The sequence below is a fragment of the Ligilactobacillus salivarius genome (assembly GCF_035231985.1).
Classification (GTDB): Bacteria; Bacillota; Bacilli; order Lactobacillales; family Lactobacillaceae; genus Ligilactobacillus; species Ligilactobacillus salivarius.
Map to the genome: position 1 here is coordinate 1,716,858 of NZ_CP117983.1, position 24,087 is coordinate 1,740,944.

17 protein-coding genes, 2 tRNA genes and 3 pseudogenes are annotated in these 24,087 nt (G+C 33.9%); 9 read left to right on the forward strand and 13 right to left on the reverse strand.

Annotated features, from left to right (window positions below):
* The first annotated feature begins 91 nt into the window (after nucleotides 1–91).
* A complete protein-coding gene (locus PTA89_RS08415) occupies nucleotides 92–1,993 on the forward strand; it encodes a M13 family metallopeptidase (RefSeq protein WP_324177212.1) in 1,902 nt (633 codons plus the stop codon).
* A gap of 128 nt (nucleotides 1,994–2,121) precedes the next feature.
* Nucleotides 2,122–2,967 (forward strand): D-amino acid aminotransferase, encoded by an 846-nt coding sequence (locus PTA89_RS08420; RefSeq protein ID WP_003700996.1) that lies wholly within the window; start codon nucleotides 2,122–2,124, stop codon nucleotides 2,965–2,967.
* Nucleotides 2,968–3,002: 35 nt separating this feature from the next.
* Here the strand turns inward: PTA89_RS08420 and PTA89_RS08425 are convergent, their stop codons facing one another.
* Nucleotides 3,003–3,236, reverse strand: a complete 234-nt coding sequence (locus PTA89_RS08425) for an SdpI family protein (RefSeq protein WP_324177466.1) — start codon at nucleotides 3,234–3,236, stop codon at nucleotides 3,003–3,005.
* Nucleotides 3,237–3,424: 188 nt separating this feature from the next.
* The gene (locus PTA89_RS08430) at nucleotides 3,425–4,702 is read right to left on the reverse strand and encodes an RNA-guided endonuclease InsQ/TnpB family protein (protein WP_324177213.1); all 1,278 of its coding nucleotides are present in this window, start codon (nucleotides 4,700–4,702) and stop codon (nucleotides 3,425–3,427) included.
* 99 nt (nucleotides 4,703–4,801) lie between these two features.
* On the opposite strand from PTA89_RS08430, the pseudogene tnpA reads away from it, so the two are divergent.
* Nucleotides 4,802–5,276 (forward strand): annotated as a pseudogene (tnpA, locus tag PTA89_RS08435) (IS200/IS605 family transposase).
* A 229-nt stretch (nucleotides 5,277–5,505) separates the two neighbouring features.
* On the opposite strand, the pseudogene PTA89_RS10270 reads toward tnpA, so the two are convergent.
* Nucleotides 5,506–5,664: pseudogene (locus tag PTA89_RS10270) on the reverse strand (DUF1648 domain-containing protein); the annotation flags it as partial.
* Between the two features lie 182 nt (nucleotides 5,665–5,846).
* Here PTA89_RS10270 and PTA89_RS08445 point away from each other — a divergent pair.
* On the forward strand, nucleotides 5,847–6,692 hold the full coding sequence (locus PTA89_RS08445) for a PfkB family carbohydrate kinase (protein ID WP_034997627.1): 846 nt from the start codon (nucleotides 5,847–5,849) through the stop codon (nucleotides 6,690–6,692).
* Nucleotides 6,682–7,182: an ECF transporter S component gene (locus PTA89_RS08450; RefSeq protein ID WP_003705571.1), complete on the forward strand. Its 501-nt coding sequence runs from the start codon at nucleotides 6,682–6,684 to the stop codon at nucleotides 7,180–7,182. Before PTA89_RS08445 ends, PTA89_RS08450 begins: the two co-directional genes overlap by 11 nt.
* Nucleotides 7,183–7,593: 411 nt before the next feature.
* On the opposite strand, the gene PTA89_RS08455 is transcribed toward PTA89_RS08450, so the two are convergent.
* On the reverse strand, nucleotides 7,594–8,112 hold the full coding sequence (locus PTA89_RS08455; RefSeq protein WP_324177214.1) for a GNAT family N-acetyltransferase: 519 nt from the start codon (nucleotides 8,110–8,112) through the stop codon (nucleotides 7,594–7,596).
* 139 nt (nucleotides 8,113–8,251) lie between these two features.
* Here PTA89_RS08455 and PTA89_RS08460 point away from each other — a divergent pair.
* Nucleotides 8,252–8,324, forward strand: a tRNA-Lys gene (locus PTA89_RS08460).
* A 558-nt stretch (nucleotides 8,325–8,882) separates the two neighbouring features.
* On the opposite strand, the gene PTA89_RS08465 is transcribed toward PTA89_RS08460, so the two are convergent.
* Nucleotides 8,883–9,209, reverse strand: a complete 327-nt coding sequence (locus PTA89_RS08465) for an agmatine deiminase family protein (protein WP_003705572.1) — start codon at nucleotides 9,207–9,209, stop codon at nucleotides 8,883–8,885.
* Nucleotides 9,210–9,398: 189 nt separating this feature from the next.
* On the opposite strand from PTA89_RS08465, the gene PTA89_RS08470 reads away from it, so the two are divergent.
* Both PTA89_RS08470 and PTA89_RS08475 read left to right on the forward strand, forming a co-directional pair.
* Entirely contained in the window at nucleotides 9,399–15,974 is a 6,576-nt protein-coding gene (locus tag PTA89_RS08470; protein ID WP_324177215.1) for a LysM peptidoglycan-binding domain-containing protein, read from the forward strand.
* Nucleotides 15,975–16,085: 111 nt separating this feature from the next.
* Nucleotides 16,086–16,158: transfer RNA gene (locus PTA89_RS08475), tRNA-Lys, on the forward strand.
* A gap of 50 nt (nucleotides 16,159–16,208) precedes the next feature.
* Here the strand turns inward: PTA89_RS08475 and PTA89_RS08480 are convergent.
* The 4 genes and pseudogenes from PTA89_RS08480 to PTA89_RS08495 all read right to left on the reverse strand — a co-directional run.
* A pseudogene (locus tag PTA89_RS08480) lies at nucleotides 16,209–16,289 on the reverse strand (VOC family protein); the annotation flags it as partial.
* 164 nt (nucleotides 16,290–16,453) lie between these two features.
* Entirely contained in the window at nucleotides 16,454–17,218 is a 765-nt protein-coding gene (locus PTA89_RS08485; protein WP_003705574.1) for an ABC transporter permease, read from the reverse strand.
* On the reverse strand, nucleotides 17,199–17,852 hold the full coding sequence (locus PTA89_RS08490) for an ABC transporter ATP-binding protein (RefSeq protein WP_003700976.1): 654 nt from the start codon (nucleotides 17,850–17,852) through the stop codon (nucleotides 17,199–17,201). The genes PTA89_RS08485 and PTA89_RS08490 overlap by 20 nt, the downstream gene beginning before the upstream one ends.
* Nucleotides 17,853–17,953: 101 nt before the next feature.
* Complete coding sequence (locus tag PTA89_RS08495; RefSeq protein WP_004564015.1) at nucleotides 17,954–19,180, reverse strand: L-lactate MFS transporter; 1,227 nt, start codon at nucleotides 19,178–19,180, stop codon at nucleotides 17,954–17,956.
* Nucleotides 19,181–19,473: 293 nt separating this feature from the next.
* Between PTA89_RS08495 and PTA89_RS08500 the strand changes: the two genes are divergently transcribed.
* On the forward strand, nucleotides 19,474–19,968 hold the full coding sequence (locus PTA89_RS08500; RefSeq protein WP_003705576.1) for a thiol peroxidase: 495 nt from the start codon (nucleotides 19,474–19,476) through the stop codon (nucleotides 19,966–19,968).
* Nucleotides 19,969–20,207: 239 nt separating this feature from the next.
* Here PTA89_RS08500 and PTA89_RS08505 read toward each other — a convergent pair whose 3' ends face one another.
* The 4 genes from PTA89_RS08505 to PTA89_RS08520 all read right to left on the reverse strand — a co-directional run bounded on the left by PTA89_RS08505 (nucleotide 20,208) and on the right by PTA89_RS08520 (nucleotide 24,042).
* Nucleotides 20,208–20,477: a transposase gene (locus tag PTA89_RS08505; RefSeq protein ID WP_004564014.1), complete on the reverse strand. Its 270-nt coding sequence runs from the start codon at nucleotides 20,475–20,477 to the stop codon at nucleotides 20,208–20,210.
* Nucleotides 20,478–20,492: 15 nt separating this feature from the next.
* On the reverse strand, nucleotides 20,493–21,812 hold the full coding sequence (locus PTA89_RS08510; RefSeq protein WP_191976159.1) for an MFS transporter: 1,320 nt from the start codon (nucleotides 21,810–21,812) through the stop codon (nucleotides 20,493–20,495).
* A gap of 510 nt (nucleotides 21,813–22,322) precedes the next feature.
* Nucleotides 22,323–22,916 carry a TetR/AcrR family transcriptional regulator gene (locus tag PTA89_RS08515; RefSeq protein ID WP_034997623.1) on the reverse strand — a complete coding sequence of 198 codons (594 nt, stop codon included), beginning with the start codon at nucleotides 22,914–22,916 and terminating at the stop codon, nucleotides 22,323–22,325.
* A gap of 178 nt (nucleotides 22,917–23,094) precedes the next feature.
* Nucleotides 23,095–24,042 (reverse strand): Dyp-type peroxidase, encoded by a 948-nt coding sequence (locus tag PTA89_RS08520; RefSeq protein WP_003705582.1) that lies wholly within the window; start codon nucleotides 24,040–24,042, stop codon nucleotides 23,095–23,097.
* Nucleotides 24,043–24,087: the final 45 nt, after the last annotated feature.

The window sequence follows — 24,087 nt, forward strand, 5'->3', positions numbered from 1 at the left end:
CAGGCTATTTTTTTAACCAACATTGCCTTATGCTTTAAAAAAATTACAGATTACATTAAAATAAGATTAAATACTCTAAGGAGATGGATTCATGGTTAATAACGAATTAATAAAAGATGACTTATATATGGCTGTCAACGGCGACTGGTTAAAGACTGCTAAAATTCCAGCTGATAAGGCTGCTACAGGTGGTTTTTATGATTTAGCCGATGATATTGAAAAAACTTTAATGGAAGATTTCGCCAATTTTATGACAGGTGAAGCAATATCTGATGATAAATACTTAAATGAATTCATTAAATATTATCGTCTCGTTTCCAATTTTGAAAAGCGTAATGCTGATGGATTTAAACCTGCCAAACAATACTTTGATAAGATTACTTCATTAAAAGACATCAATGATTGGCAAGAAAAACTCTATGATTTAACTATGATGGGATTACCTAATCCTTTTCCATTATATGTTGAACCTGATATGAAAGATACTCAGCACTATGCCTTGTATGCGTCTGTGCCTAGCTTAATTTTGCCAGATAAAACCTACTATGAAGAAAATCATCCTCAAGCTGAAGCATTACTCAGTGTCTATCGTCAAATGGTACTTGCTCTATTTGAGCGTGCTGGCTATGACAATGACTTTGCACAAGCAACTTTAGAAAAGGCGCTTGCTTTTGATAAGTCACTTGCTCCTGTTCAAAAAGATAGTACCGAACGTGCTGATTATGCTAAATCCTATAATAAGTACAGTTTTGAAGATTATACAGCATTTAGTAAGAGTGTAGATTTAGGAGCTTTTGCTAAGAAATTGATCGGTCAAACTCCTGATCAAGTCATTGTGGATGAACCTAAATATTATGAAGCATTAGAAACTTTGATTAATCCTGATACTTTCGAAAACTTCAAGAGTTGGCTTTTAGTAAAAACTCTCATCAGTGTAAGTACCTTATTGGATGATGATACTCGTGTTCTAGCTGGCACATATTCTCGTGCTTTGTCTGGTTCTAAAGAAGCTATGAAAGCCCAAAAAGCTGCCTTTTACCTTGCTACTGGTCAATTTAGTCAAGTAGTTGGATTATATTATGCACATAAATATTTTGGTGCTAAAGCTAAGGCTGATGTTCATCATATGGTAGAAAAGATGATTAATGTTTATAAAAATCGCCTTGCTTCCAATGATTGGTTGAGTGATGATACTCGCCAAAAAGCTATTGTTAAGCTTAATACTTTGGGAATAAATGTAGGTTATCCTGATAAGTTAGATCCACTTTACACTAAGTTTATTGTCGATGAAGATGCAGATTTAGTTACTAATGACTTAAACTTTACTCAAATTAGCCTTAAGGAACATTATGGTCATTGGGGTAAAGATGTTGATAGAAGTCGTTGGGAAATGCCAGCTCACATGGTAAATGCTTATTATAATCCTTCATTTAATATCATTGTTTTCCCAGCAGCTATTCTTCAAGCACCATTTTATAGCTTAGATCAATCTTCAAGTGAAAACTTTGGTGGAATTGGTGCAGTAATTGCTCATGAAATTTCACACGCATTTGACAACAATGGTGCTCAGTTTGATGAGTTTGGTAATTTACACAATTGGTGGACTGATGAAGATTTGAAACATTTCCAAGGACTTGCTCAAGATATGATTGCTGAATTTGATGGTCTAGAAACTGAAGCAGGTAAAGTTAACGGAAAGCTTGTAGTTTCAGAAAATATCGCTGATGCTGGTGGTCTAAGTTGTGCATTAGAAGCTGCTAAGAGTGAACCAGATGTTGATCTAAAATCCTTCTTCATTAACTGGGCTCGTATTTGGAGAATGAAATCTTCAATTGAACGTCAAAAATTATTATTATCAATTGATGTTCATGCTCCTCACGTATTACGTGCTAATGTTCAACCTAAGAACCTAGCTGATTTTTATACAACATTTGGGATTACATCAGATGACAAGATGTATCTCGCTCCTGAAAAACGTGTAAATATTTGGTAGAATTTAAAAAATCAGAAGTTAAGCTTCTGGTTTTTTTATTAATATAAATTGACAACGTTGCTATTTAGATCTTAAAATTGTTGTAACGATGTTGCTACTAGATCATATTTAGAATTGGAGTGATTTTTATGAAGCAAGTTGGATACTACAATGGTACTATCGCTGATTTAAATGAACTTAAGGTGCCTGCTACTGATCGTGCACTTTATTTTGGTGATGGTTGCTACGATGCAACTACATTTAAGAACAATGTTGCATTTGCATTAGAAGATCATCTTGATCGTTTTTATAATAGTTGTCGCCTACTAGAGATCGACTTTCCTTTAAACCGCGATGAACTTAAAGAAAAGCTTTACGCTGTTATTGATGCTAACGAAGTTGATACTGGTATCCTTTATTGGCAAACTTCACGTGGTTCTGGTTTACGTAACCATATTTTCCCAGAAGATAGCCAACCTAATTTATTAATTTTTACTGCTCCTTATGGTTTAGTTCCATTTGATACTGAATATAAACTTATATCTCGCGAAGACACCCGCTTCTTACATTGCAATATTAAGACTTTAAATTTACTTCCAAACGTTATTGCAAGTCAAAAGGCTAATGAGAGTCATTGCCAAGAAGTAGTCTTCCATCGCGGTGACAGAGTTACAGAATGCGCACACTCTAACATCTTAATTCTAAAAGATGGTGTTCTCTGTTCCCCACCTAGAGATAATTTAATCTTGCCAGGAATTACTTTGAAACATCTCTTGCAACTAGCAAAAGAAAATAATATTCCTACTTCTGAAGCACCATTCACTATGGATGATCTTAGAAATGCTGATGAAGTTATTGTTAGCTCTTCAGCTTGTCTAGGTATCCGTGCAGTCGAGCTTGATGGTCAGCCTGTTGGTGGAAAAGATGGAAAGACTTTAAAGATTTTGCAAGATGCTTATGCTAAAAAATATAATGCTGAAACTGTAAGTCGTTAAACGAAAAAAATCGAGAACTTTGCTTCTCGATTTTTTTATTTTACATAGTAAGAATATACTATTGACCCTACCACGGCCATTAATAGTAATACAATTATTATTACAACTGACATGTTACTTAGAAATACAGCTAAAATAAGTCCAATACCGCCTACTGCCAATAACAAGTTACTTGCAAAAGCATTGGTCTTTTTCCAAATTTTATCGCTACTTATAGTTCTAGTGGTTCTAATGCCAATATAGCGATTAATTTTGTTATTTCTTGTCAGTCAACTCACCCCAGTCCAAAGACATGGGGCTTGTGAGTGTTCAAGCCTTTCGGCTCTACTAACACACTCTTCCGTGGGTAAAATACAGCATAAATATCCAAAAAAGATACTTACGTCTTACACATCAATTTACCACAGCACTTTGTATACAATAATATACGAGTGGCGCGAGCTGCCAAACGCACCCTTTACTTAGCTTTAGCTAAGTTTTTTGGTTTTTCTAACTTGTCTAATCCTTTAGCTAGAATATTTTTAGCTGCATTCCAATCTCTAATATGGTGTTCATGACAATTAGGACAAGTCCATTCTCTATCCTTGAGATTCAACTTATCAGTTCCATTTGTTCCCATTATAAAGCCACAAGCATAACAAGTCTGTGTTGTATTTTTAGGATTAACTGATATAACTGTTCTGTTATACAAATTAGCTTTATAATCCAATTTCTGTAGAAATATTCTCCAGCCTACATCGGATATAGACATAGCTAAAGCGTGATTCTTGAGCATATTTTTACTTCTCAAATTTTCTACTACCACCAAATCGTGGTTATTGATAAGTGCAGTAGTAACATGATTCAAAAAGTTATTACGTTGATTGCGCACTCTGTCATGGAGCTTAGCTACTAAAACTCTTTGTTTTTGGTAATTTTTACTATCACGTAAAGAACGTTTTTCTTTTTTAGCTCTTCTTTGCCTTCTAGATAATACTTTTTGAGCTTTAGCTATTTTACCTTTAATAGTACGGTAATAACGTGGATTAGCTACCACTTTACCAAAACTATCGGTCAAAAAATTCTCTGTATTCAAATCAACACCAACTTGAGAATTAGTTTTAGCTAATTTCTTTACAAATGGTGTATCAGAGCCTAATTGCATTGATACGAAATATCTATCAGCTGTATCTTTAGAGATAGTAACAGTACCGATTCTAATATCATCTTTATTGTCAATAATACGACGGTGAGAACCAGATACTCTTAATCTACCTAATTTAGGCAAACTAATATGATTCTTATCAAGAAATTTTACGCTAGCAGAATAAACGTCCATTTTAGCATCTTTACCATATTGAGCATTAGTTTGATAACTCAAACGGTAACTCTTTTTATGGAACTTAGGTGTACCAGATGAATGTACTTTTCTAAACATCTTCCACGCTTTTTGATAATTTTGAATAGCGTTAGCTTTAGCTAAACTATCAATATTCTTATCTTGCATGTACTGATAATGATTAGACAAGTTTCTAGCGTTTTTACGACTTTTTAATTCTTTAATACGTTCCTTAACAATATCAATAGGTAACTTAACTTGTTTCAACTTATATAATTCTTGGTCAATAGCAACCATTTTATTATAAACAGTTCTAGCAATGTTACCATTGATTTTAATAATCTTCTTTTGGTTAGTGCTTGGATAAATGCGCATTTTCAATCCATAATGATACTCTAAATCACTCATCTTCTTCATTGTATTTCACCTCCTTTAAATTTATACTATAATAATAATCAATGTATTAGCTTGTATCAAGAGAAATCATTAATTTTATAAGGTAAAGGAGACTATACAATGACTAATAAAATAAAAGACGCAATATACACAAAGCGTTATGTGTATAATTTACATTTTCACTTAATTTGGTGTACAAAATACAGAAATAAGACTTTTACAAATGAAAAGTTATCTAACGAAATGAAAGATATTCTACAAAGAGTAGCTGACGACAATGAAATAGTCATTGAAAAAATGGAAGTAATGCCAGACCATGTACATATGCTTATTTCATTTCCACCGAGAAAATCAGCAGTAGACGTAATCAAAGCACTAAAAGGCAGAAGTGCATTCCTATTCTTACAAACACATCCAGAAATTAGACAAAAACAATATTGGGGCGGTCATTTATGGTCTTCTAGCTATTATCTAGGCTCTCTAGGTAACATGAGTAAAGATGTTGTTGAGAGATATATTAACGACCAAAAATATAATGCATATAAAAAATAGGACTCTACGAGTCCTAGGCTTAGGCTATCCATCCCCTCACTAGAGTAAGGGGATTTCCACCAAATCGTCATTAAAGCTATGATGATGATCATACATGACAAAGCAACTGCATTAATCATGTTAATATTTGCTGTAGGTTTCAAAGCTACACCTATTATTGCTAACTGTGCTAGAAATAATATTATTCCTATACCATCTATTACCTTTTTTAGATTGATGTCTTTAATCCCAAAACTGCTTATCAGCCACAAGATTAATTCCATAACCGGCATAAAACTGATACCCTCCAATTTAGGTGCTGTACCATCAACAGTTCCAGTTAAGGTAAAATGTATAGGCAAATGTGTTGGTAAAATACCATATACAGCGATTGATATCAGCACCATCAAAATCAGAATTATAACCAATATATTATTTTTTATAACTTTCATAATTTCCCTCCTTCTTAACTAATAATCATTATTCATGTTCAATATATCACATTCTCCCTAAATTTTTCTTTTTTTATTGCTTAAAAGTTAATTTGAACTTTTCGCAGACTTTTTACAACTTGAAATTAAATTAAAATTAAAATATAATTAAACACAATACATATTATATTGGGGGATCGATAATGGAAAACAAACAGCTTCTCGTAGCAGAAGATCTGTCTGCTGTAGGGGATCTTTCTCTAACAGTTGCCACCCCTATACTTCAATGTCAGAACATTCCCGTAGCGGTGCTACCTACAAGTGTTTTATCAACTCAATCTGAAGGATTTGGTACTCCCGCTATTTTACCAACAGAGAACTGGATTAAATCTACTTTCAATCACTGGTCAAAAGAACAACTTGATTTTTCTGGAATATTAATTGGTTATTTTAATAATCAAGTTGTTGGACAAGAATTACTTCATTTTATTGAAAGTCATTCACTTGATTTAGTAGTTATCGATCCTGCATTTGCTGATGATGGTGCTTTTTATCCCGGTTTAGATGATAATCATCTTGCTACAATAAAGGAATTGTTGCAACATGCGACTGTTACCACACCTAATCTAACCGAAGCTAAATTCTTAACAGGATTAACCGAACTTGACAACTCCTATGAGAGTTTATCCAAGTTACTGTTAGCAATGAAAAAACTAATTCATCCTAACGGAAATGTGGTAATCACTGATATTGTTTTCGAAGATAAGCACGGCTGTGTTTATGAGCAAGATGGAGAAGTAACGTTTTGTTCATATCCTCAATTGCCTGGTCATTTTTATGGAAGTGGCGATGTTTTTTCAGCCTTACTAACAAGCTTTCTATGGCATGGAAAAGATTTCCATCAAGCTGTCAAAAAGACTACTAAATTAACCTTTAATGCTTTAATGGAAACAGCTACATCGCATCGCGAACGTCGCTATGGAATCAATCTATCTCGTTTATTACAACTATTAATTCTTGAAAACGAAGGTGAAAATTATGAAAACTAATAATTTAGTTAATACACACCAACTTACCCTACTTGCAGTTATTGTGGCTGCTAATGTCGCTATTGCTCGTGTTTTTTTGATACCTATTCCTATGACACATGGAAATGTCAATCTCTGTGATACTGGTATTTTTCTAGCAGCTTGGCTTTTTGGTTCTAAAAAAGGCGGTGTTGTTGGCGGCCTTAGTGGATTTTTGTTAGATTTAATTTCTGGTTATCCTCAATATATGGTATTTTCTTTGATTGTTCATGGATTAGAAGGCTTTATCGTTGGTAAATTAACCGAAGATAAGAAAATTTCTGCTAAATCACTTATTGTTTCTTTAATTGCCGGTGTATTATTTATGGTTTTAGGATATTTAGTTTCTGATTCTCTTCTTTATAAGTTCTCCACTGGTATCATAGCTGTTCCTATGAATGTCATCCAAGGATTAGTTGGTGCCCTTGTAGCAATCCCTCTATTCTGGAGATTAAGAAAATTAGTAAAGTAGGTTTTGGATATAGGACCAATTTTCTAATTTGTGCAAGTAAACGTTTGATTTGCATAAATTAGAAAATTGGTCCTATATTTATATCGTCATTTTTACTTTTTGCAAGATATTTTCAATGAAATGTTGAAAAAAATATTATTTTCAAAAGCAAACATGCTATAATACAGATGGGCTTTAACTAGCTTTAAAGTTGATAATATTAGTTCCATTTTCCAATCCAAGATTCTATATCCCTTGAGTTAGATTCTTGGAACACATTCTCCTTGGAATATGTCATGACTCTGATTTAACTGGGAATTTTCAGAGTTAGTAACTAATGTTCACTCACTCTTAGTTAGCTAAGTCGGGCTCTTAACAACTAGACGCAATAAGGTTGAAAAGTCGCTAAACTTTTCAACCTTATTTTTCACTCTATAAATTTAATTCATAAGCATATCTGATTGGTTCAATTTTTTCATCAACATAAATTATGCCACGTTTTTCAAAACCAAACTTTTCTGATAATCCTTTCATTCGTTCATTTCCCGGATGAGTATCTATTCTAAAATCTTTATATCCTTTTTGAACGCCGATTGTAATTAATCCACTAAATAAGTAATTACTTAGATGCATTCCTCTGAATTTACTTGAAATTGCGGCGCGATGAATAGCTGCATAATCGTCATCACGTTTCCAACTACCTTCTTCTATGGCATCATAATTTTCTTGTCGTTCAGTAGTTAATACTCCTATGCCTGCTACTTCATCATCTACTATTAGTACGTAAGCTTCTTCATTATTTATATCTTCTTTAAATCGTTTTTCATCCGGATAACTTCCTTGCCATTGAGGAATTTTATCATTTTTAAACAATTCTCTTGCATCTTCAACAATTGACATAATTTTATCTAAATCATCAATCGTAGCTTTTTTAGTATAGATAACAGCCATATATTTTCCTACCCCTCATTAGAATTTTGCTTTATATTATACATGTTTTCAGTGGAAATACTCTAGAAATAACTTATTTAAAAAAAATTCTTGCATAACATTATAAATTCTGGTAATATATTTCTTGTTGATACGCTATGGGTGGTTAGCTCAGCTGGCAGAGCAACGGACTCTTAATCCGTGGGTCCAGGGTTCGATCCCCTGACCACCCATCAGAGATCTATTAAGCAGGTAGGACGATTCGTTCTATCTGTTTTTTTGTATATAAAATTGGCATTATATCATTTTATAAGAATCTGATATAATGCCATTATTCATTACTATATTAAAATTTATTATATAAATTAAATAAACTTCCTACTTCTTTACCAATCTTTACGGTTAAAAAATATATCGAAAAACCTATCATTAAGGTTTGATAGTACTGTGCATCTGCTTTAGTTTCTGAAATTAACTTATTAAAAAACATATATAAATACCATATAAAACAATTCAATAAAAAAGTAGATGGAAAAATTACCAGTATATAAGAGATAACTGACGATACCTTCTTTTTTTCAGCAAGAAAATATTTTAAAATGCACAATACTTAATAACAAATACCTAAAAATATTCCAAATATAAACATTAAATGACTAAAATTTAGATACAACAACTCGTCAAAAAAATCTATAATTGGTAAATATCCCCAAATTGATATAGTTACCAATCCAAATATTAACCCGACTTGTATGATAAGCTTTACTTTCTTAGATAACTTGTTTTTGCTATTATTCATCTTCTAATCCCTTTTCATATGGTTGTTGTTGAGTTACACAATGAATCATTCCACCATTTTTATATAATGGCGTAACATTTATAGGTACTACTTTTCTATCAGGATAAAGTGTCTGAATCTTCTTAATAGCAATATCATCATTTTTATCTCCATAAACAGGTAACAATACTACTTTATTTCCCAAATAAAAATTCAAATATGATCCTTTATAGTCCAATCCTTTTACATTTTTAGAGGTTAATGGTATTTCTTCAATTGTATATTTTTCGCCTTCAGCATTTCTTGCATCTAATAACGTCTCATAGTCGCTTTCTTTCATACTTTTGTCGAATTTCACTTTTTTAAATAGTTATAATTTTATGTACAAATCAATATTATATCTATAAAATATTATATTTCGAACGCTTGACTATCCTTTAATTAATCTATTAAACTTATAGCAGGTTATAGACACTCTAGCATTAAAAGGAAAGGAGTAAGTGATTTCAGTTAATCACTTTTGATAAATATGGAAAAACTATATAAAGCACTAATTGAACAAAAATATAGAGTTAAACTTATTAAAAAGGGTAACCATTGGGTCGCAAGAGGCATAACTACCTTATTTTTTGGTTTAAGTGTGGTAGCACTTTCTAACGTTAAAGTACAAGCTTCAAGCTGGCATGCTAATTCTCCTGCTGAAATCGCCAAAAGAATTTCAAGTAACGATAGAACTTTTACTTTTGAACGAGGAGATACTTTCTGGGGAATTTCACAAGTATTAAATATTAATTATCAAACTTTAATGGAATGGAATGGATATAAACCTGGTGATGAATATACCATTCCAGTAGGTACCGTTATTTCTATTAGAGGCAATCGCTTAACATTTACCACCCCTAACGGTAATGTTATATTAGATAAAATTATCCAACCTCAAGATAGAATAGCTCAAACACCTCTACCTACTCCTGCAATTATTACAAATAAACAAAAAGCAGATAACAGTTCTGACAACTCTAATAATTCTGGTAGTGATAGTAATCGAGAATTTCCTACCGATAAGGGCAATGTTGATACTGGAAACAGTGATAATAATGCCAATAACTCAGGTAGTGACAATAATCAAGAACTTCCTACAGATAATGGTAATGTATACACTGGCAACAATGGCAATAACAATTCCAATAACTTAGGTAGTGATAACAGTAATATCCCTACTGACAATGGCAATGTTGACAATGGAAATAGTGGTAATAACAATTTCAATAACTCGGGTAGTGATAACAGTAATATCCCTACTGATAATGGTAATGTTGATACTGGCAACAATGGCAATAACAACACTAATAACTCAGGTAGTGATAACAGTAATATCCCTACTGACAATGGTAATGTTGACAATGGAAACAGCGATAATAACAACGCCAATAACTCGGGTAGTGATAACAGTAATATCCCTACTGATAATGGTAATGTTGACACTGGCAACAATGGCAATAACAACACCAATAACTCAGGTAGTGATAACAGTAATATCCCTACTGATAATGGTAATGTTGACACTGGCAACAATGGTAATAACAATACTAACAATTCTGGCAGTGATAACAGTAATATCCCTACTGACAATGGCAATGTTGACAATGGAAACAGCGATAATAACAACGCCAATAACTCAGGTAGTGATAATAATCAAGAACTTCCTACTGATAATGGTAATGTTGATGCTGGCAACAATGGCAATAACAACACCAATAACTCAGGTAGTGACAACAGTAATATCCCTACTGATAATGGTAATGTAGACATTGGCAACAATGGCAATAACAACACCAATAACTCAGGTAGTGATAACAGTAATATCCCTACTGATAATGGTAATGTTGACACTGGCAACAATGGTAATAACAATACTAACAATTCTGGCAGTGATAACAGTAATATCCCTACTGACAATGGCAATGTTGACAATGGAAACAGCGATAATAACAACGCCAATAACTCAGGTAGTGATAATAATCAAGAACTTCCTACTGATAATGGTAATGTTGATGCTGGCAACAATGGCAATAACAACACCAATAACTCAGGTAGTGACAACAGTAATATCCCTACTGATAATGGTAATGTTGATGCTGGCAACAATGGCAATAATAATGCCAACAACTCGGGTAGTGATAGCAGTAATATCCCTACTGATAATGGTAATGTAGATACTGGCAATAATGGTAATAACAATTCTGACAGTGATAACAATAATATCCCTATAGATAATGGCAATGTTGATACTGGCAACAATGGCAATAACAACACCAATAACTCAGGTAGTGACAACAGTAATATTCCTACTGACAACGGCAATGTTGACAATGGAAACAGCGATAATAACAACACCAATAACTCGGGTAGTGATAACAGTAATATCCCTACTGACAACGGCAATGTTGACAATGGAAACAGCGATAATAACAACGCCAATAACTCGGGTAGTGATAACAGTAATATCCCTACTGATAATGGTAATGTTGACAATGGCAACAATGGTAATAACAATACTAACAATTCTGGCAGTGATAACAGTAATATCCCTACTGACAATGGTAATGTTGACAATGGAAACAGCGATAATAACAACGCCAATAACTCGGGTAGTGACAATAATCAAGAACTTCCTACTGATAATGGTAATGTTGATGCTGGCAACAATGGCAATAACAACACCAATAACTCGGGTAGTGACAACAGTAATATCCCTACTGACAATGGTAATGTTGATAATGGAAACAGCGATAATAACAACGCCAATAACTCGGGTAGTGATAACAGTAATATTCCTACTGACAATGGTAATATTGATGCTGGCAACAATGGCAATAACAACACCAACAACTCGGGTAGTGATAACAGTAATGTTCCTACTGACAACGGCAATGTTGACACTGGAAACAGTGGTAATAACAACACCAATAACTCAGGTAGTGATAATAATCAAGAACTTCCTACTGATAATGGTAATGTTGATGCTGGCAACAATGGCAATAATAATGCCAACAACTCGGGTAGTGACAATAATCAAGAACTTCCTACTGATAATGGTAATGTTGATACTGGCAACAATGGCAATAACAACACCAATAACTCAGGTAGTGATAACAGTAATATCCCTACTGATAATGGTAATGTAGACACTGGCAACAATGGTAATAACAATACTAACAATTCTGGCAGTGATAACAGTAATATCCCTACTGACAATGGTAATGTTGATGCTGGCAACAATGGCAATAATAATGCCAACAACTCGGGTAGTGACAATAATCAAGAACTTCCTACTGATAATGGTAATGTTGATACTGGCAACAATGGCAATAACAACACCAATAACTCAGGTAGTGATAACAGTAATATCCCTACTGATAATGGTAATGTAGACACTGGCAACAATGGTAATAACAATACTAACAATTCTGGCAGTGACAACAGTAATATCCCTACTGACAATGGTAATGTTGATAATGGAAACAGCGATAATAACAACGCCAATAACTCGGGTAGTGATAACAGTAATATTCCTACTGACAATGGTAATATTGATGCTGGCAACAATGGCAATAACAACACCAACAACTCGGGTAGTGATAACAGCAATATCCCTACTGATAATGGTAATGTTGATACTGGAAACAATGGCAATAACAACACTAACAACTCGGGTAGTGACAATAACCAAGAACTTCCTACTGATAATGGTAATGTAGATACTGGCAACAATGGTAATAACAATACCAACAACTCGGGCAATGATAACAGTAATATCCCTACTGATAATGGTAATGTAGACACTGGCAACAATGGTAATAACAATACTAACAATTCTGGCAGTGATAACAATAATATCCCTACTGATAATGGTAATGTAGACACTGGCAACAATGGTAATAACAATACTAACAATTCTGGCAGTGATAACAGTAATATCCCTACTGACAACGGCAATGTTGACAATGGAAACAGCGATAATAACAACGCCAATAACTCAGGTAGTGATAATAGTAATATCCCTACTGATAATGGTAATGTTGATACTGGAAACAATGGCAATAACAACACCAACAACTCGGGTAGTGATAACAGCAATATCCCTACTGATAATGGTAATGTTGATACTGGAAACAATGGCAATAACAACACCAACAACTCGGACAGTGATAACAGTAATGTTCCTACTGACAACGGCAATGTTGATACTGGAAATAGTGGTAATAATAATGCCAATAACTCGGGTAGTGACAACACTCAAGAACTTTCTACTGACAATGGCAATGTTGATACTGGAAACAATGGCAATAACAACACCAATAACTCAGGTAGTGACAACAGTAATATCCCTACTGACAACGGCAATGTTGACAATGGAAACAGTAGTAATAACAATGCCAATAACTCGGGTAGTGACAACACTCAAGAACTTCCTACAGATAATGATAATGTTGATGCTGGAAACAATGGTAATAACAATACTAACAATTCTGACAGTGATAACAGTAATATCCCTACAGATAATGGTAATGTAGATACTGGAAACAGTGATAATAATGCCAACAACTCAGGTAGTGACAATAACCAAGAACTTCCTACTGATAATGGTAATGTTGATGCTGGAAACAATGGTAATAACAACACCAACAACTCGGGCAGTGATAACAGTAATATTCCTACTGACAACGGCAATGTTGACAATGGAAACAGTGGTAATAACAATGCCAATAACTCGGGTAGTGACAATAGTCAAGAACTTCCTACTGACAACGGCAATGTTGACAATGGAAACAGTGGCAATAACAACACCAATAACTCGGGTAGTGACAACAGTAATATCCCTACTGATAATGGTAATGTAGATACTGGAAACAATGGCAATAACAACACCAACAACTCAGGTAGTGACAACAGTCAAGAACTTCCTACTGATAATGGTAATGTTGATGCTGGCAACAATGGTAATAACAACACCAACAACTCGGGTAGTGATAACAGTAATATCCCTACTGACAATGGTAATGTAGATACTGGCAACAGTGATAATAACAATACTAACAACTCGGGTAGTGATAATAATGGGGGACCTAGTTCTATAGATGAGGTATCACCATCTAAACCTGAACAACCTAAAATTGATATCTCACCATTACAAAATCTATTAATGGCAAATTCCAACATAGTATCACTTCCTATTTATTATAATGCCTCTGAAAATAACCGTTTAGCTTTTGATGCACTTATGTCAGAAGCAAAATCTTTGCAATATAAATTATCATTGACTAATGAAGAAATGGTTGCAATGATTGATAAATTAACTGCTGCTAAAAATAATCTAAATGGAAAAGCCACAGATTTTTCTAAAGCAAATGAACTTCTCGAAGAATATAATAATAGAGATAGTAACCAACGTTACCATAATGCAACTGCTTCTTCCCAATTTGCTTATGATAATGCAATAAATGAACTGAAAAAATTACAAAATACTACTCAAGTAACTCAGGCTACTGTTGACAAGGCCATTGCCAACGTTATTGAAGCAAAAAATCAATTAGATGGAAAAGTTCTATCAACTGAAGAACAAAATAAATTTGATGCTATTAAATCATTTAAAGAAGATATTGCATATTATCAAGAAGCTATCAAGTATTTACCTGATGCATATAGAGTAGCAACTGAAGGTTTGTTACAGACACAAGGATTAAATGTCTTACCAAATATCAATGCTTTTAGTACTGAAAGTATAGTGTCTATGCACAATAATTTGAAATTATGGTTAGATTTTTACATTAAATCTGCTGATAAACAGTTACAAGGTAAACGCGATTTAGAAGCAAAAATTCAAGAATTACAAAATTTAGTAGATACTAAGCTTTCCTTATACACTGAATTAAATAGAGCAACAGACTTTATTAATGCAAGTAAAGAAATGTTACAAGATCCTTCTAAAGCATATTTATATGAAGAACAAGCTACTAAATTAACAACTGTTATTAACGAAGCAATAGATGCACAGAATAAAGCAGATAAATTGATCGCTGACAAAGAAAAAGAGCGTACAGCAGCATTAGAAGAACTATTAAAATTACAGGTCCCTGGAAAAGATAGCTATATTAAATTTACCGATGAAAATTATAAAATTACAGCTTCTTTAGATGATATTGTTGAAAGAACTAAACTTGTAGCCAAGATATTACCTTATTTAGGTGATGTTTATGCTGGTAATCCTATAGATCCTGAATATTTAAAATACAAAACAGTCGATGAATATCTTCAAGTTGGTACTCCAGCCTACGATAAGATGGTAACAACTATTAATCGTCTAAAAGAAGATATTCTTAAAGAATTCGCTCTAGGTCGTGGCACTAAAGACTCTATGGGTAGTAACATTGACAAACGCATTAAGACCGTCGTCACAGATGAAGATGTTATTAACTTGAAACCTTTAATAGACTTAGCTGATGCTTATAGTAAACGAGCTTTAGAAAATATTAATCGCATGCGATTTGCAATAGGTGTTCCTCCAATGAAAATGGCCCCTATCAGCGATAAAAGAAAAGCTATGATGATAGTTCATGCATTAGCTGGATACCAAGCTGGACAAAATCCTGACTTTAAGATTGGAGATTCTCACGTAGGTACTATCGCTGTATTATTAGTTCCTCATGCCATGACAGCTGGATATTCAGAAAATGTTTATCCTTCTGCCAATGCTCCTATCATAAGCAATCATTTTACACCTGAATATATGGCGGATGTATACAACAAATTAGAGCTCATGGAAGGTATAAAATACTTTAGTAATTATTTCAATGATACTGAAGCTAAAAGTGGTCATTATACCAATATTATTCTTCCTCAACATCAATACTTCTACTCAGCTATGATTGTAGGAAATGTTGTTCCTGAAAATAATTCATTTTCATCATATAGAGTTTCTTTAACTGAACTCTTCTATGAATTAGCAGATGACCAATACAAATGGTGGCTAAAACACTTTGATGAATGGCCAAAAGTTAATCCTGAAACAGACTTAGATAGGACAGATTTCAATAATCTTTAAATATTAAAAAGAATTATGTTTTATACGCAAAAACATAATTCTTTTTTTATTTCAAAAAAATCTTGCATAATTTTCTAAACTTTGATATTATATAATTTGTTGATGAGTTATGGGTGGTTAGCTCAGCTGGCAGAGCAACGGACTCTTAATCCGTGGGTCCAGGGTTCGATCCCCTGACCACCCATCAGAGATTATATAAAAAGAAGCTAGAACTTTAAGTTCTAGCTTCTTTTTTTAGTTTCTTTCACGTTGAAATGGGCCCTTAGGCAAAATTAATTCCAAATTTGTACCATCTGGATCTTTAAAATAAACTACTGTATCAGCATCAAAAAATTGTTAGAAATACAATAATTTTAACACTAAAAATTTTCTGTATCAAAAAGGTCTGACAGCGAAATAATTTCACAATCAGACCAGATATAACCCACTTCATATTTTTAGCTGTATCCTTGATGGAAAATAGTTCCACCATTTTTTTATTACTTAACTCTTAATTGTAACTTTTCATTATAGTAATCTTTGTACGTACGATATCCTGCAATAATTGAACCCAAACTTGTAGCTGATAAGAGCATAAATGTTACCATTATTTGATATTTAATAGCATGTACAGGATCCACCCCTGCAAATATTAATCCCGACATCATTCCAGGTAAACTGACTAACCCTACTGTTTTAGCAGAATCTATCGTTGGTTGCATCGCTGTCTTAATACTTGCATGCAATAAAGGTAATGAAGCTTGCTTCATAGATGCTCCTAAGGCCAACTTTTCTAAAACTTGTTGTCTTTGATTTTTAAAAAGTGTATTTAAGTTTCTGTAGCAAAGACCAATCGCAACCATAGAGTTACTTGCAATCATCCCACTGATAGGAACAATTTGAGATGGAATAAATTTAATTGAACCGGAAGCTACTAATACTCCCATAGTTACATATGTACTAACAAAAATAGCTAATAATGAATTAAAGTAACTCTTGTGGTCATTAGGATTTCGCTTATGAGCATTGTAAGCAGCATTTAACACAATAAAGAAACTCATTGCTGCTGTTAAGATAACATTATTTACATTGAAGATATATTTAAGAATATATCCTACGATTACAAGTTGGACTATTGCCCGGGAAATACTGTAAAAAATATCCTTTGTTAAACCTAATTTTTCACGGTTACTAATATAAACGGCTACTAATACTAATGCAAAAGCCAATGCTAAAGATAAATTATTAACGCTTAGTTGTGACATCTTTAATCATCCCTTCCTCTACCCAAATTATTTTATTAGCTTGCTTAATTTCTCCTTCATGATGTGTAATTTGTAAGATTGTTACTCCTTGTTTCCAAATCTTATCAATAAATTCATGCACAATTTCAATTGAACGAGCATCCAAACCTACAGTTACTTCATCCAATAACAAAACTTTTGGTAAGAACATCGTATTTCTCAACAAAGCTACTCGTTGACGCTCACCACCAGATAAACTATTAATATCCTTATGTAAATAAGTTTCTGGTAAGTTTACAGATTTCAAAGCTTCAATTGCAGATTTTTCATCAAATTCTTTTTGACGAATCTCATAAGGAAAACTCAAATTATCAAATACTGTCTCTCCAAATAAACTAGGTTGTTGAAAGCAATATGACACTTGTTGTCTATATTCAGTTATCGCATACTCATCTTGATTTTTCCCATCAAAGAAGATTTCTCCAGTTGTCGCAGTTAGTAAAGTAGCTATTATCTTTAATAAAGTACTTTTCCCTCCACCCGAAGGACCGGTGATTGTTATAAATTCATTTTCGTTGATGTCTAGATTTATATTTTTCAATATCTCATTAGTATCAACTTTATATCCTACATTCTGTAAGCTAAGTATTGCCATCGCCCATACCTCTCTTTTTTAATTTAGAAAAATTATAACATATAAGCGGTTACACAACAATTATTATGCTTTGAACAATATATTTTCAATTCAATACTAGTTTATTTTTCAAATACTTGTTTCTTAATTCTCAAAATGTCACGTTGTACCCAGAAGGAGACAAACAATGCTACCATATCAACAATAATGAAAGTTATAATTGTTGTTGCATAACTATGTAACATTTGGTGAGTGTAAGATAGTAAAACTGGACCAACCATACCTGCCATTGCCCATGCAGTTAAGATGTAACCGTGGATAGCACCTAATTCTTTTGTACCAAATACATCACCTAGATATGCAGGGATTACTGAGAAACCAGCACCATAGCATGACATTAACAAGCATAATGCTACAACAAATACCATTGGTACGTGGAAAATTAGTAATGTTGCTAACATGATAATATCTACAATGAAGATCAAACTAAATGTTAAAGGTCTACCGATATAGTCAGATAATGTTGCCCAGATAAGACGACCAAAACCGTTAAATAATCCGATAATACCTACCATAACAGCTGCTGCACCTGCATTCATAGCAGTCATTTCTTGGGCCATAGGTGAAGCTGCAGATACTAAACCAATTCCACAAGTAATGTTGATGAACAACATGAACCATAAAGAGTAGAATGCTTTAGTTTTTAAAGCTTGGTTAGCTGTAAGTTGAGCACCTAAACTAACTTTATTACCTTTAGCAACTGCTACTTCTGGAACATCGCCTTCTTTAGGACGCTTAATAAATTGTGCTGCAATAAACATAACAATCATGTAGAATGCACCTAAAATGTAAAATGTTGTTTCTAACCCTACTACACTCATTAATCTTTGTGCAATTGGACTTGTAAGTAAAGCAGCAAATCCGAATCCCATGATAGCCAAACCTGTTGCTAAGCCTCGCTTATCTGGGAACCATTTGATAATTGTAGAAACAGGAGTTACATAACCAGAACCTAATCCTAATCCTCCGATTACCCCATATGACAAGTAAAGCATCCATAATTGATTCAAATGAATTGAAACACCTGTCAAAATGATACCTGTTCCAAATAAGAGAGCTGAAATAGTTCCTGTCACTGTAGGACCGAATCTTTCAACTAAGCGGCCCATGAAAGCTGCAGACATTCCCAAGAAGAAAATAGCCAGACTAAAAGCAAATGAAATAGCTGATTCTGACCAAGAAGTTTGACTTGCAATAGGCTTTGCATAAACACTCCAAGCATAAACTGAACCAATCATTAAATGAAAGATAACACCCGCTAAGGCAACAACATATCGATTACTTCTCACTTTTGTACCTCCTGTTTTTAAAAACGAACAATAAAATAAACAACTACTTTAATAGTTCATATATTACGATTTAAAATATATATGGCATTTCGTGATTAATCAACATAAAATTAGCATTTCTAATATAAAAATAATGATAATGCTTAACACGCTAATGTTCGTATATAATAATTATACGAACGTTAAGTTTTACGAAATATTTTTACGAAATATTTTTACAAGCATATATTTACCACTATTAAGCTCACTCGTTCTATAATTAAGATAGTACATAACGAAAGGATCGATTAATTATGAAAATTACTCGTCATGACGAACCCCTATCAACTAACGGAACTCCTGTAGACGTTAATGGAGTTTTCCCAGAATTTACAGTTCAAAATGCCAAAGGTGAAAATGTAAGTAGTTCTGATTTATTAAAGAAAGTGACATTTATCAGTGTTGTTCCTGACATCAACACTAGTGTATGTAGTATTTCTACTAAAAAATTTAATCAAGATGTAGACAAATATTCCAACATCGCTTTCTATACAGTTTCTACAAACACAATTGAAGAACAAGCAAATTGGTGTGCAACTGAAGGCGTTAAGAATATGCAACTTCTTTCTGATAAAGCTTTCGATTTTGGCAAGAATGCTGGTCTTTATGTTGCTGATAATGATACTGATGCTCGTAGCGTTTGGGTGTTAGATAATGACGGTAAGGTTTTATATCGTGAATTAGTTATTGAACAAACAAATGAACCAGACTATGAAAGTGTACTACAATTTTTAGATAGTCTAGCTTAATTTAACCACAAAAAATAGCAGCTCTTGATTATTTTAAATCAAAGGCTGCTATTCTTCTTTTTTAATAAATCACCCGTGGTGCTAGTTAGAAATATATTTATAAAATCCAAGATTTTATAGTAGAATTTCAAGTTCAAACTCTGTTTGAAACCCAGAAATTAATCTATTTTTATTATTTTCTACATGAAAAGCATTGTTCATCATTGAAAAACATGTTTCAATTTTACGCCGTTGATTCTTTAGTTTTGAGAATTATGTTCTTTAGTGCCTTTCATATTGGAACGATAAGGTGTCCATAAATAGAAACCTTGTTTTTTTAGAAAATCATGTAAATCTTTGCCGACATAACCAACATCAACTAAAAGCTGATAATAAGGACTGCTTGTAATAAGTTCTAGAGCTTCAACAGCATCATGAACAGAGGCTTTAGTAATAACATAATTAATAATATAGCCGTCATAGGTAATCTCAACGTGGGCTTTGAAACCATAAAAACTTTTCGCTATCACAACTGTGCGTAGCGTTTATTTACTGAAGTCCATATCCTTGGTTTCCTTAGTTAAAACAAGGGCAACGACTGCCAAAACAGCTAAGGCGCCCATGTAGTATCCAGCTGACATTAAACCGAACTTGCTGATGCACCAAGTAGTTATGGAAGGAGCCAAGGCTGCCCCAACTACCGCCGCCATGTTATAAGCAATACCGGCTCCAGAATAACGAACGTTGGTTGGGAAGAGTTCTGGAAGTAAGGCACCAACGGGACCATAAAGGGTACCCATGATGACGAAACCAACCCCTAGGAAGGTGAGCATCCCGACCATATTGTGTTGACCCTTCAGTAAAACTGGAAAGACAAAAGAGAAAACCAGTAGGGCAACTGTTGTCCATAAGAGGACGGATTTGCGACCGACTTTATCAGCATAAAGGCATGATAATAAAATCATGGCTGCAAAGATGACAATGGCCATCATCAACAGGAAGAGAAATTCTTGGTGACCAAAGCCAAGGGCAGTCGTGGCATAAGAAAGTGACCAGGTTGTTAGTGTGAAGAAGAAAGCGTAAGTTGAACCCATGATGAAGGTTCCTTGAAGGATTTGCTTCCAGTGGTGCTTTAAGACAACCTTCAATGGGGAGTGGCTAACTTCGGCCTTTTCTTGGGCTAACCTAAATAGTGGTGTTTCTTGAAGCTTATGCCGGACGTAAAGACCAACCACTACGAGGACAGCTGAGGCCCAGAAAGGAATCCGCCAGCCAAAGCTCATCATTTGGGCGGGACTTAAGAAACTTTCTAAACTGAAGAAGAGCCCGTTGCAAAGGAAGAAACCGATAGGAGCTCCTAGTTCAGGGAAAGAACCATAGAGGGCGCGTTTTTCCTTAGGAGCATTTTCTGTGGCGACTAAAACAGCCCCAGACCACTCACCACCAAGGCCTACCCCTTGAACGAAGCGGAGTAAGCAAAGTAGTAAGACGGCTGATACCCCTAAAGTTCGGTAACCAGGCAGAAAACCGATTAAAACGGTGGATAGTCCCATCAATAAAAGGGAAACAACTAAGGTCTTCTTACGCCCCATCTTATCACCAAAGTGACCGAAGACAAAGGAACCGACTGGGCGGGCAACAAAGGCAACCCCGAATGTTAATAATGAGAGCATGGTTGCAATTAAGGGGGTCATTGCTGGAAAGAAAATTTTAGGGAAATAAGCAGCCGCCGCAGTCCCATAGGCATAAAAATCAAAAAATTCAATGGCGGTGCCCACCATTGAAGCGGCAATAACAGTTTTCACCGGGTCTTTTTCTACTTTAAAGTTGGTACTTTCTACTGATTCCATAAACGTCACATCCATTCTAAAAAATTTTTCAACAAAACAAACAAAAAAACGCTGGTGACTATGATGGATAGTCACCAGCGTTTTGCTAACTCCTACCCGCATCTTCTCACAAGCGATGCGGGCACAACCATGCAAGCCGCATCATTAAATAATAATGACCCGAATGCTTGCAATAATAATGTTGTTGAAGTTAGTCTTTTTCATAATCAAATTACCTCGTTTATCTTGTTGATTATTAATTTATCATGAAATAAATTAAAAATCAATAATAAAATACAAAAAATTATGCATTATAATTTTGTGACACTATACAGCTCAAATGTGAAAGGGGCAACCAAGCATAATAATTATTCTTTATAATTATTTTTTAATTCGTTGTAGAGGTAAGATCGAAAATAACCGTAATCGTTCCTTAACAGGATTTCAAACTAGATTTGAAGTTTCTTTGTTGATGTATAATTTGAGATTATATCATTTACCAATCAACTAGCACCACACACAATAAATCATATTTGTCTATAATTATTATTCCTTAACTGCAAATGATAACGGTGCTTTAGTACGCGTATACATCATTATTTTTGTAAACTCACTTGGTGCTTCTGGATCATCTTTTTCTAACCAATAAATGGATAAATTTAACATACTACCAATCGCATATTCCTGTATATATTCACGAGGTATTTCATCATCCATTTTTATACCCAGATAATCCATTCTTTTCAGTAATTCTCGAATTAGAATTTGTTTAACCTTATGATAAAACATAGGATCTCCATTTCCTAATACCATTGCTAAAATGAAGTCACGTTCTCCATAAATATACGCTGAAAACTTTTGAAAAAATTGCTCATTCAAATCCTCGTAACTTGTTGCCGAAGAAATAGTTCCATTTTCATGAAATAACTTTATAATATCAGCATATACATTTTCCTCTAACTGATTTAACAAATCTTGTTTACCCTTGTAATGAATATAGAAAGTTCCTCGGTTAATTCCAGCTCTTTCAGTAATATCAGACACTGTTAAATTGCCAAAGCCTTTCTCATTGATAGTATCAATCAATGCTCTTTTAATTTTTGCCCGTGTCCTTCTTACCCTCAAATCCTTTTGGTGCATTGAACTCCCCCTTTTCTCAAACACTCACAAAATAACTATCTACACACTTTGATAGTAATATGCTTATATTAACAAAGCAATACTTTTAATCATTTATTTATCAGACATTTATCTAATTATGTATTTTTTATAAATAAAAACTCAAAAGATTATTTTAATCTTTTGAGCTAACCCAAGACTACTTATTCAATTCACCATCAGCAATCTTGTCTAACATATCTCGTGATGGAATAAAAAATAGTTGACCTGATAAAATATCAGAGAATGTAAGTAAAAAGTCTGATTTATCTACCATATTTTGTAACATCATTTTGGTTACTTTCCAATGACGTGCATATCCAATAAAGTAAGTACCAGTATTATTTTGTGCTGGATCAGAATATGGAACGTTCATACGTACAATCTTTTGTTCCTCACCATCAATTTCAGCCTTAGATGCTACGTTATGAGCATTCTTAAACTTATCTTCATCTTCAAGTTCTAGGTCAGTAAATTTCTCACGACCAACAGCTTTTTCTTGTTCCTCAGTCTTCATATGATTCCAGAAGTCCATATTATGTTTCCACTTTTGAGCAAATGCATATGAACCATTTTCAAAGAATGGATCTTCATCACCAATGATTGCGTAATCAGCAGCATCTTCTACTTGCGGAGCTTCTGTTCCATCAATAAAGCCAATAATAGCACGGCCTTCAAAATAACGGAAACCTTTAGTTTCATCAACAACTGTTGTAATGTCTTCAAGGAATCTGCGGAATTGACTCATTGCTTCGTACACATATGCTTCGCTATCGGCACGAATATGGAAGAATAAGTCGCCTTTACTTGCAGGCATTGAGTATTTTGGACCACTGATTGTTTTATACGTTTCTAGTTCCTTGGGCTTGGGAGCATTAGGGAATAGATAATCCCAAGCTTCATTACTGATACCGAAAGATGCTTTTAAGTAACCATCGCCATTCCTAATTCTCAAGGAACGGATAATTGCTTGATAACGATCTGCAAATTCTTGGATCACTTCTTGTTCATGAGCTTGATTTTCACGCTTTAATTCAAGAACCGTAAATTGTACACTCTTTCCAATATCTTTCCACACGTCTTGCGCTTTGCTAGGATTCATTGCCATAATAATTTCCCCTTCCAAAGTTAGTTTAGAATTATTACAGATTAA

Coding starts and splice junctions, on each gene's coding strand:
- PTA89_RS08415 (WP_324177212.1), top strand. CDS start 92: ATGGTTAATAACGAATTAATAAAAGATGACTTATATATGGCTGTCAAC.
- PTA89_RS08420 (WP_003700996.1), top strand. CDS start 2,122: ATGAAGCAAGTTGGATACTACAATGGTACTATCGCTGATTTAAATGAA.
- PTA89_RS08430 (WP_324177213.1), bottom strand. CDS start 4,702: ATGAAGAAGATGAGTGATTTAGAGTATCATTATGGATTGAAAATGCGC.
- PTA89_RS08445 (WP_034997627.1), top strand. CDS start 5,847: ATGGAAAACAAACAGCTTCTCGTAGCAGAAGATCTGTCTGCTGTAGGG.
- PTA89_RS08450 (WP_003705571.1), top strand. CDS start 6,682: ATGAAAACTAATAATTTAGTTAATACACACCAACTTACCCTACTTGCA.
- PTA89_RS08455 (WP_324177214.1), bottom strand. CDS start 8,112: ATGGCTGTTATCTATACTAAAAAAGCTACGATTGATGATTTAGATAAA.
- PTA89_RS08465 (WP_003705572.1), bottom strand. CDS start 9,209: ATGAAAGAAAGCGACTATGAGACGTTATTAGATGCAAGAAATGCTGAA.
- PTA89_RS08470 (WP_324177215.1), top strand. CDS start 9,399: ATGGAAAAACTATATAAAGCACTAATTGAACAAAAATATAGAGTTAAA.
- PTA89_RS08485 (WP_003705574.1), bottom strand. CDS start 17,218: ATGTCACAACTAAGCGTTAATAATTTATCTTTAGCATTGGCTTTTGCA.
- PTA89_RS08490 (WP_003700976.1), bottom strand. CDS start 17,852: ATGGCAATACTTAGCTTACAGAATGTAGGATATAAAGTTGATACTAAT.
- PTA89_RS08500 (WP_003705576.1), top strand. CDS start 19,474: ATGAAAATTACTCGTCATGACGAACCCCTATCAACTAACGGAACTCCT.
- PTA89_RS08510 (WP_191976159.1), bottom strand. CDS start 21,812: ATGGATGTGACGTTTATGGAATCAGTAGAAAGTACCAACTTTAAAGTA.
- PTA89_RS08515 (WP_034997623.1), bottom strand. CDS start 22,916: ATGCACCAAAAGGATTTGAGGGTAAGAAGGACACGGGCAAAAATTAAA.
- PTA89_RS08520 (WP_003705582.1), bottom strand. CDS start 24,042: ATGGCAATGAATCCTAGCAAAGCGCAAGACGTGTGGAAAGATATTGGA.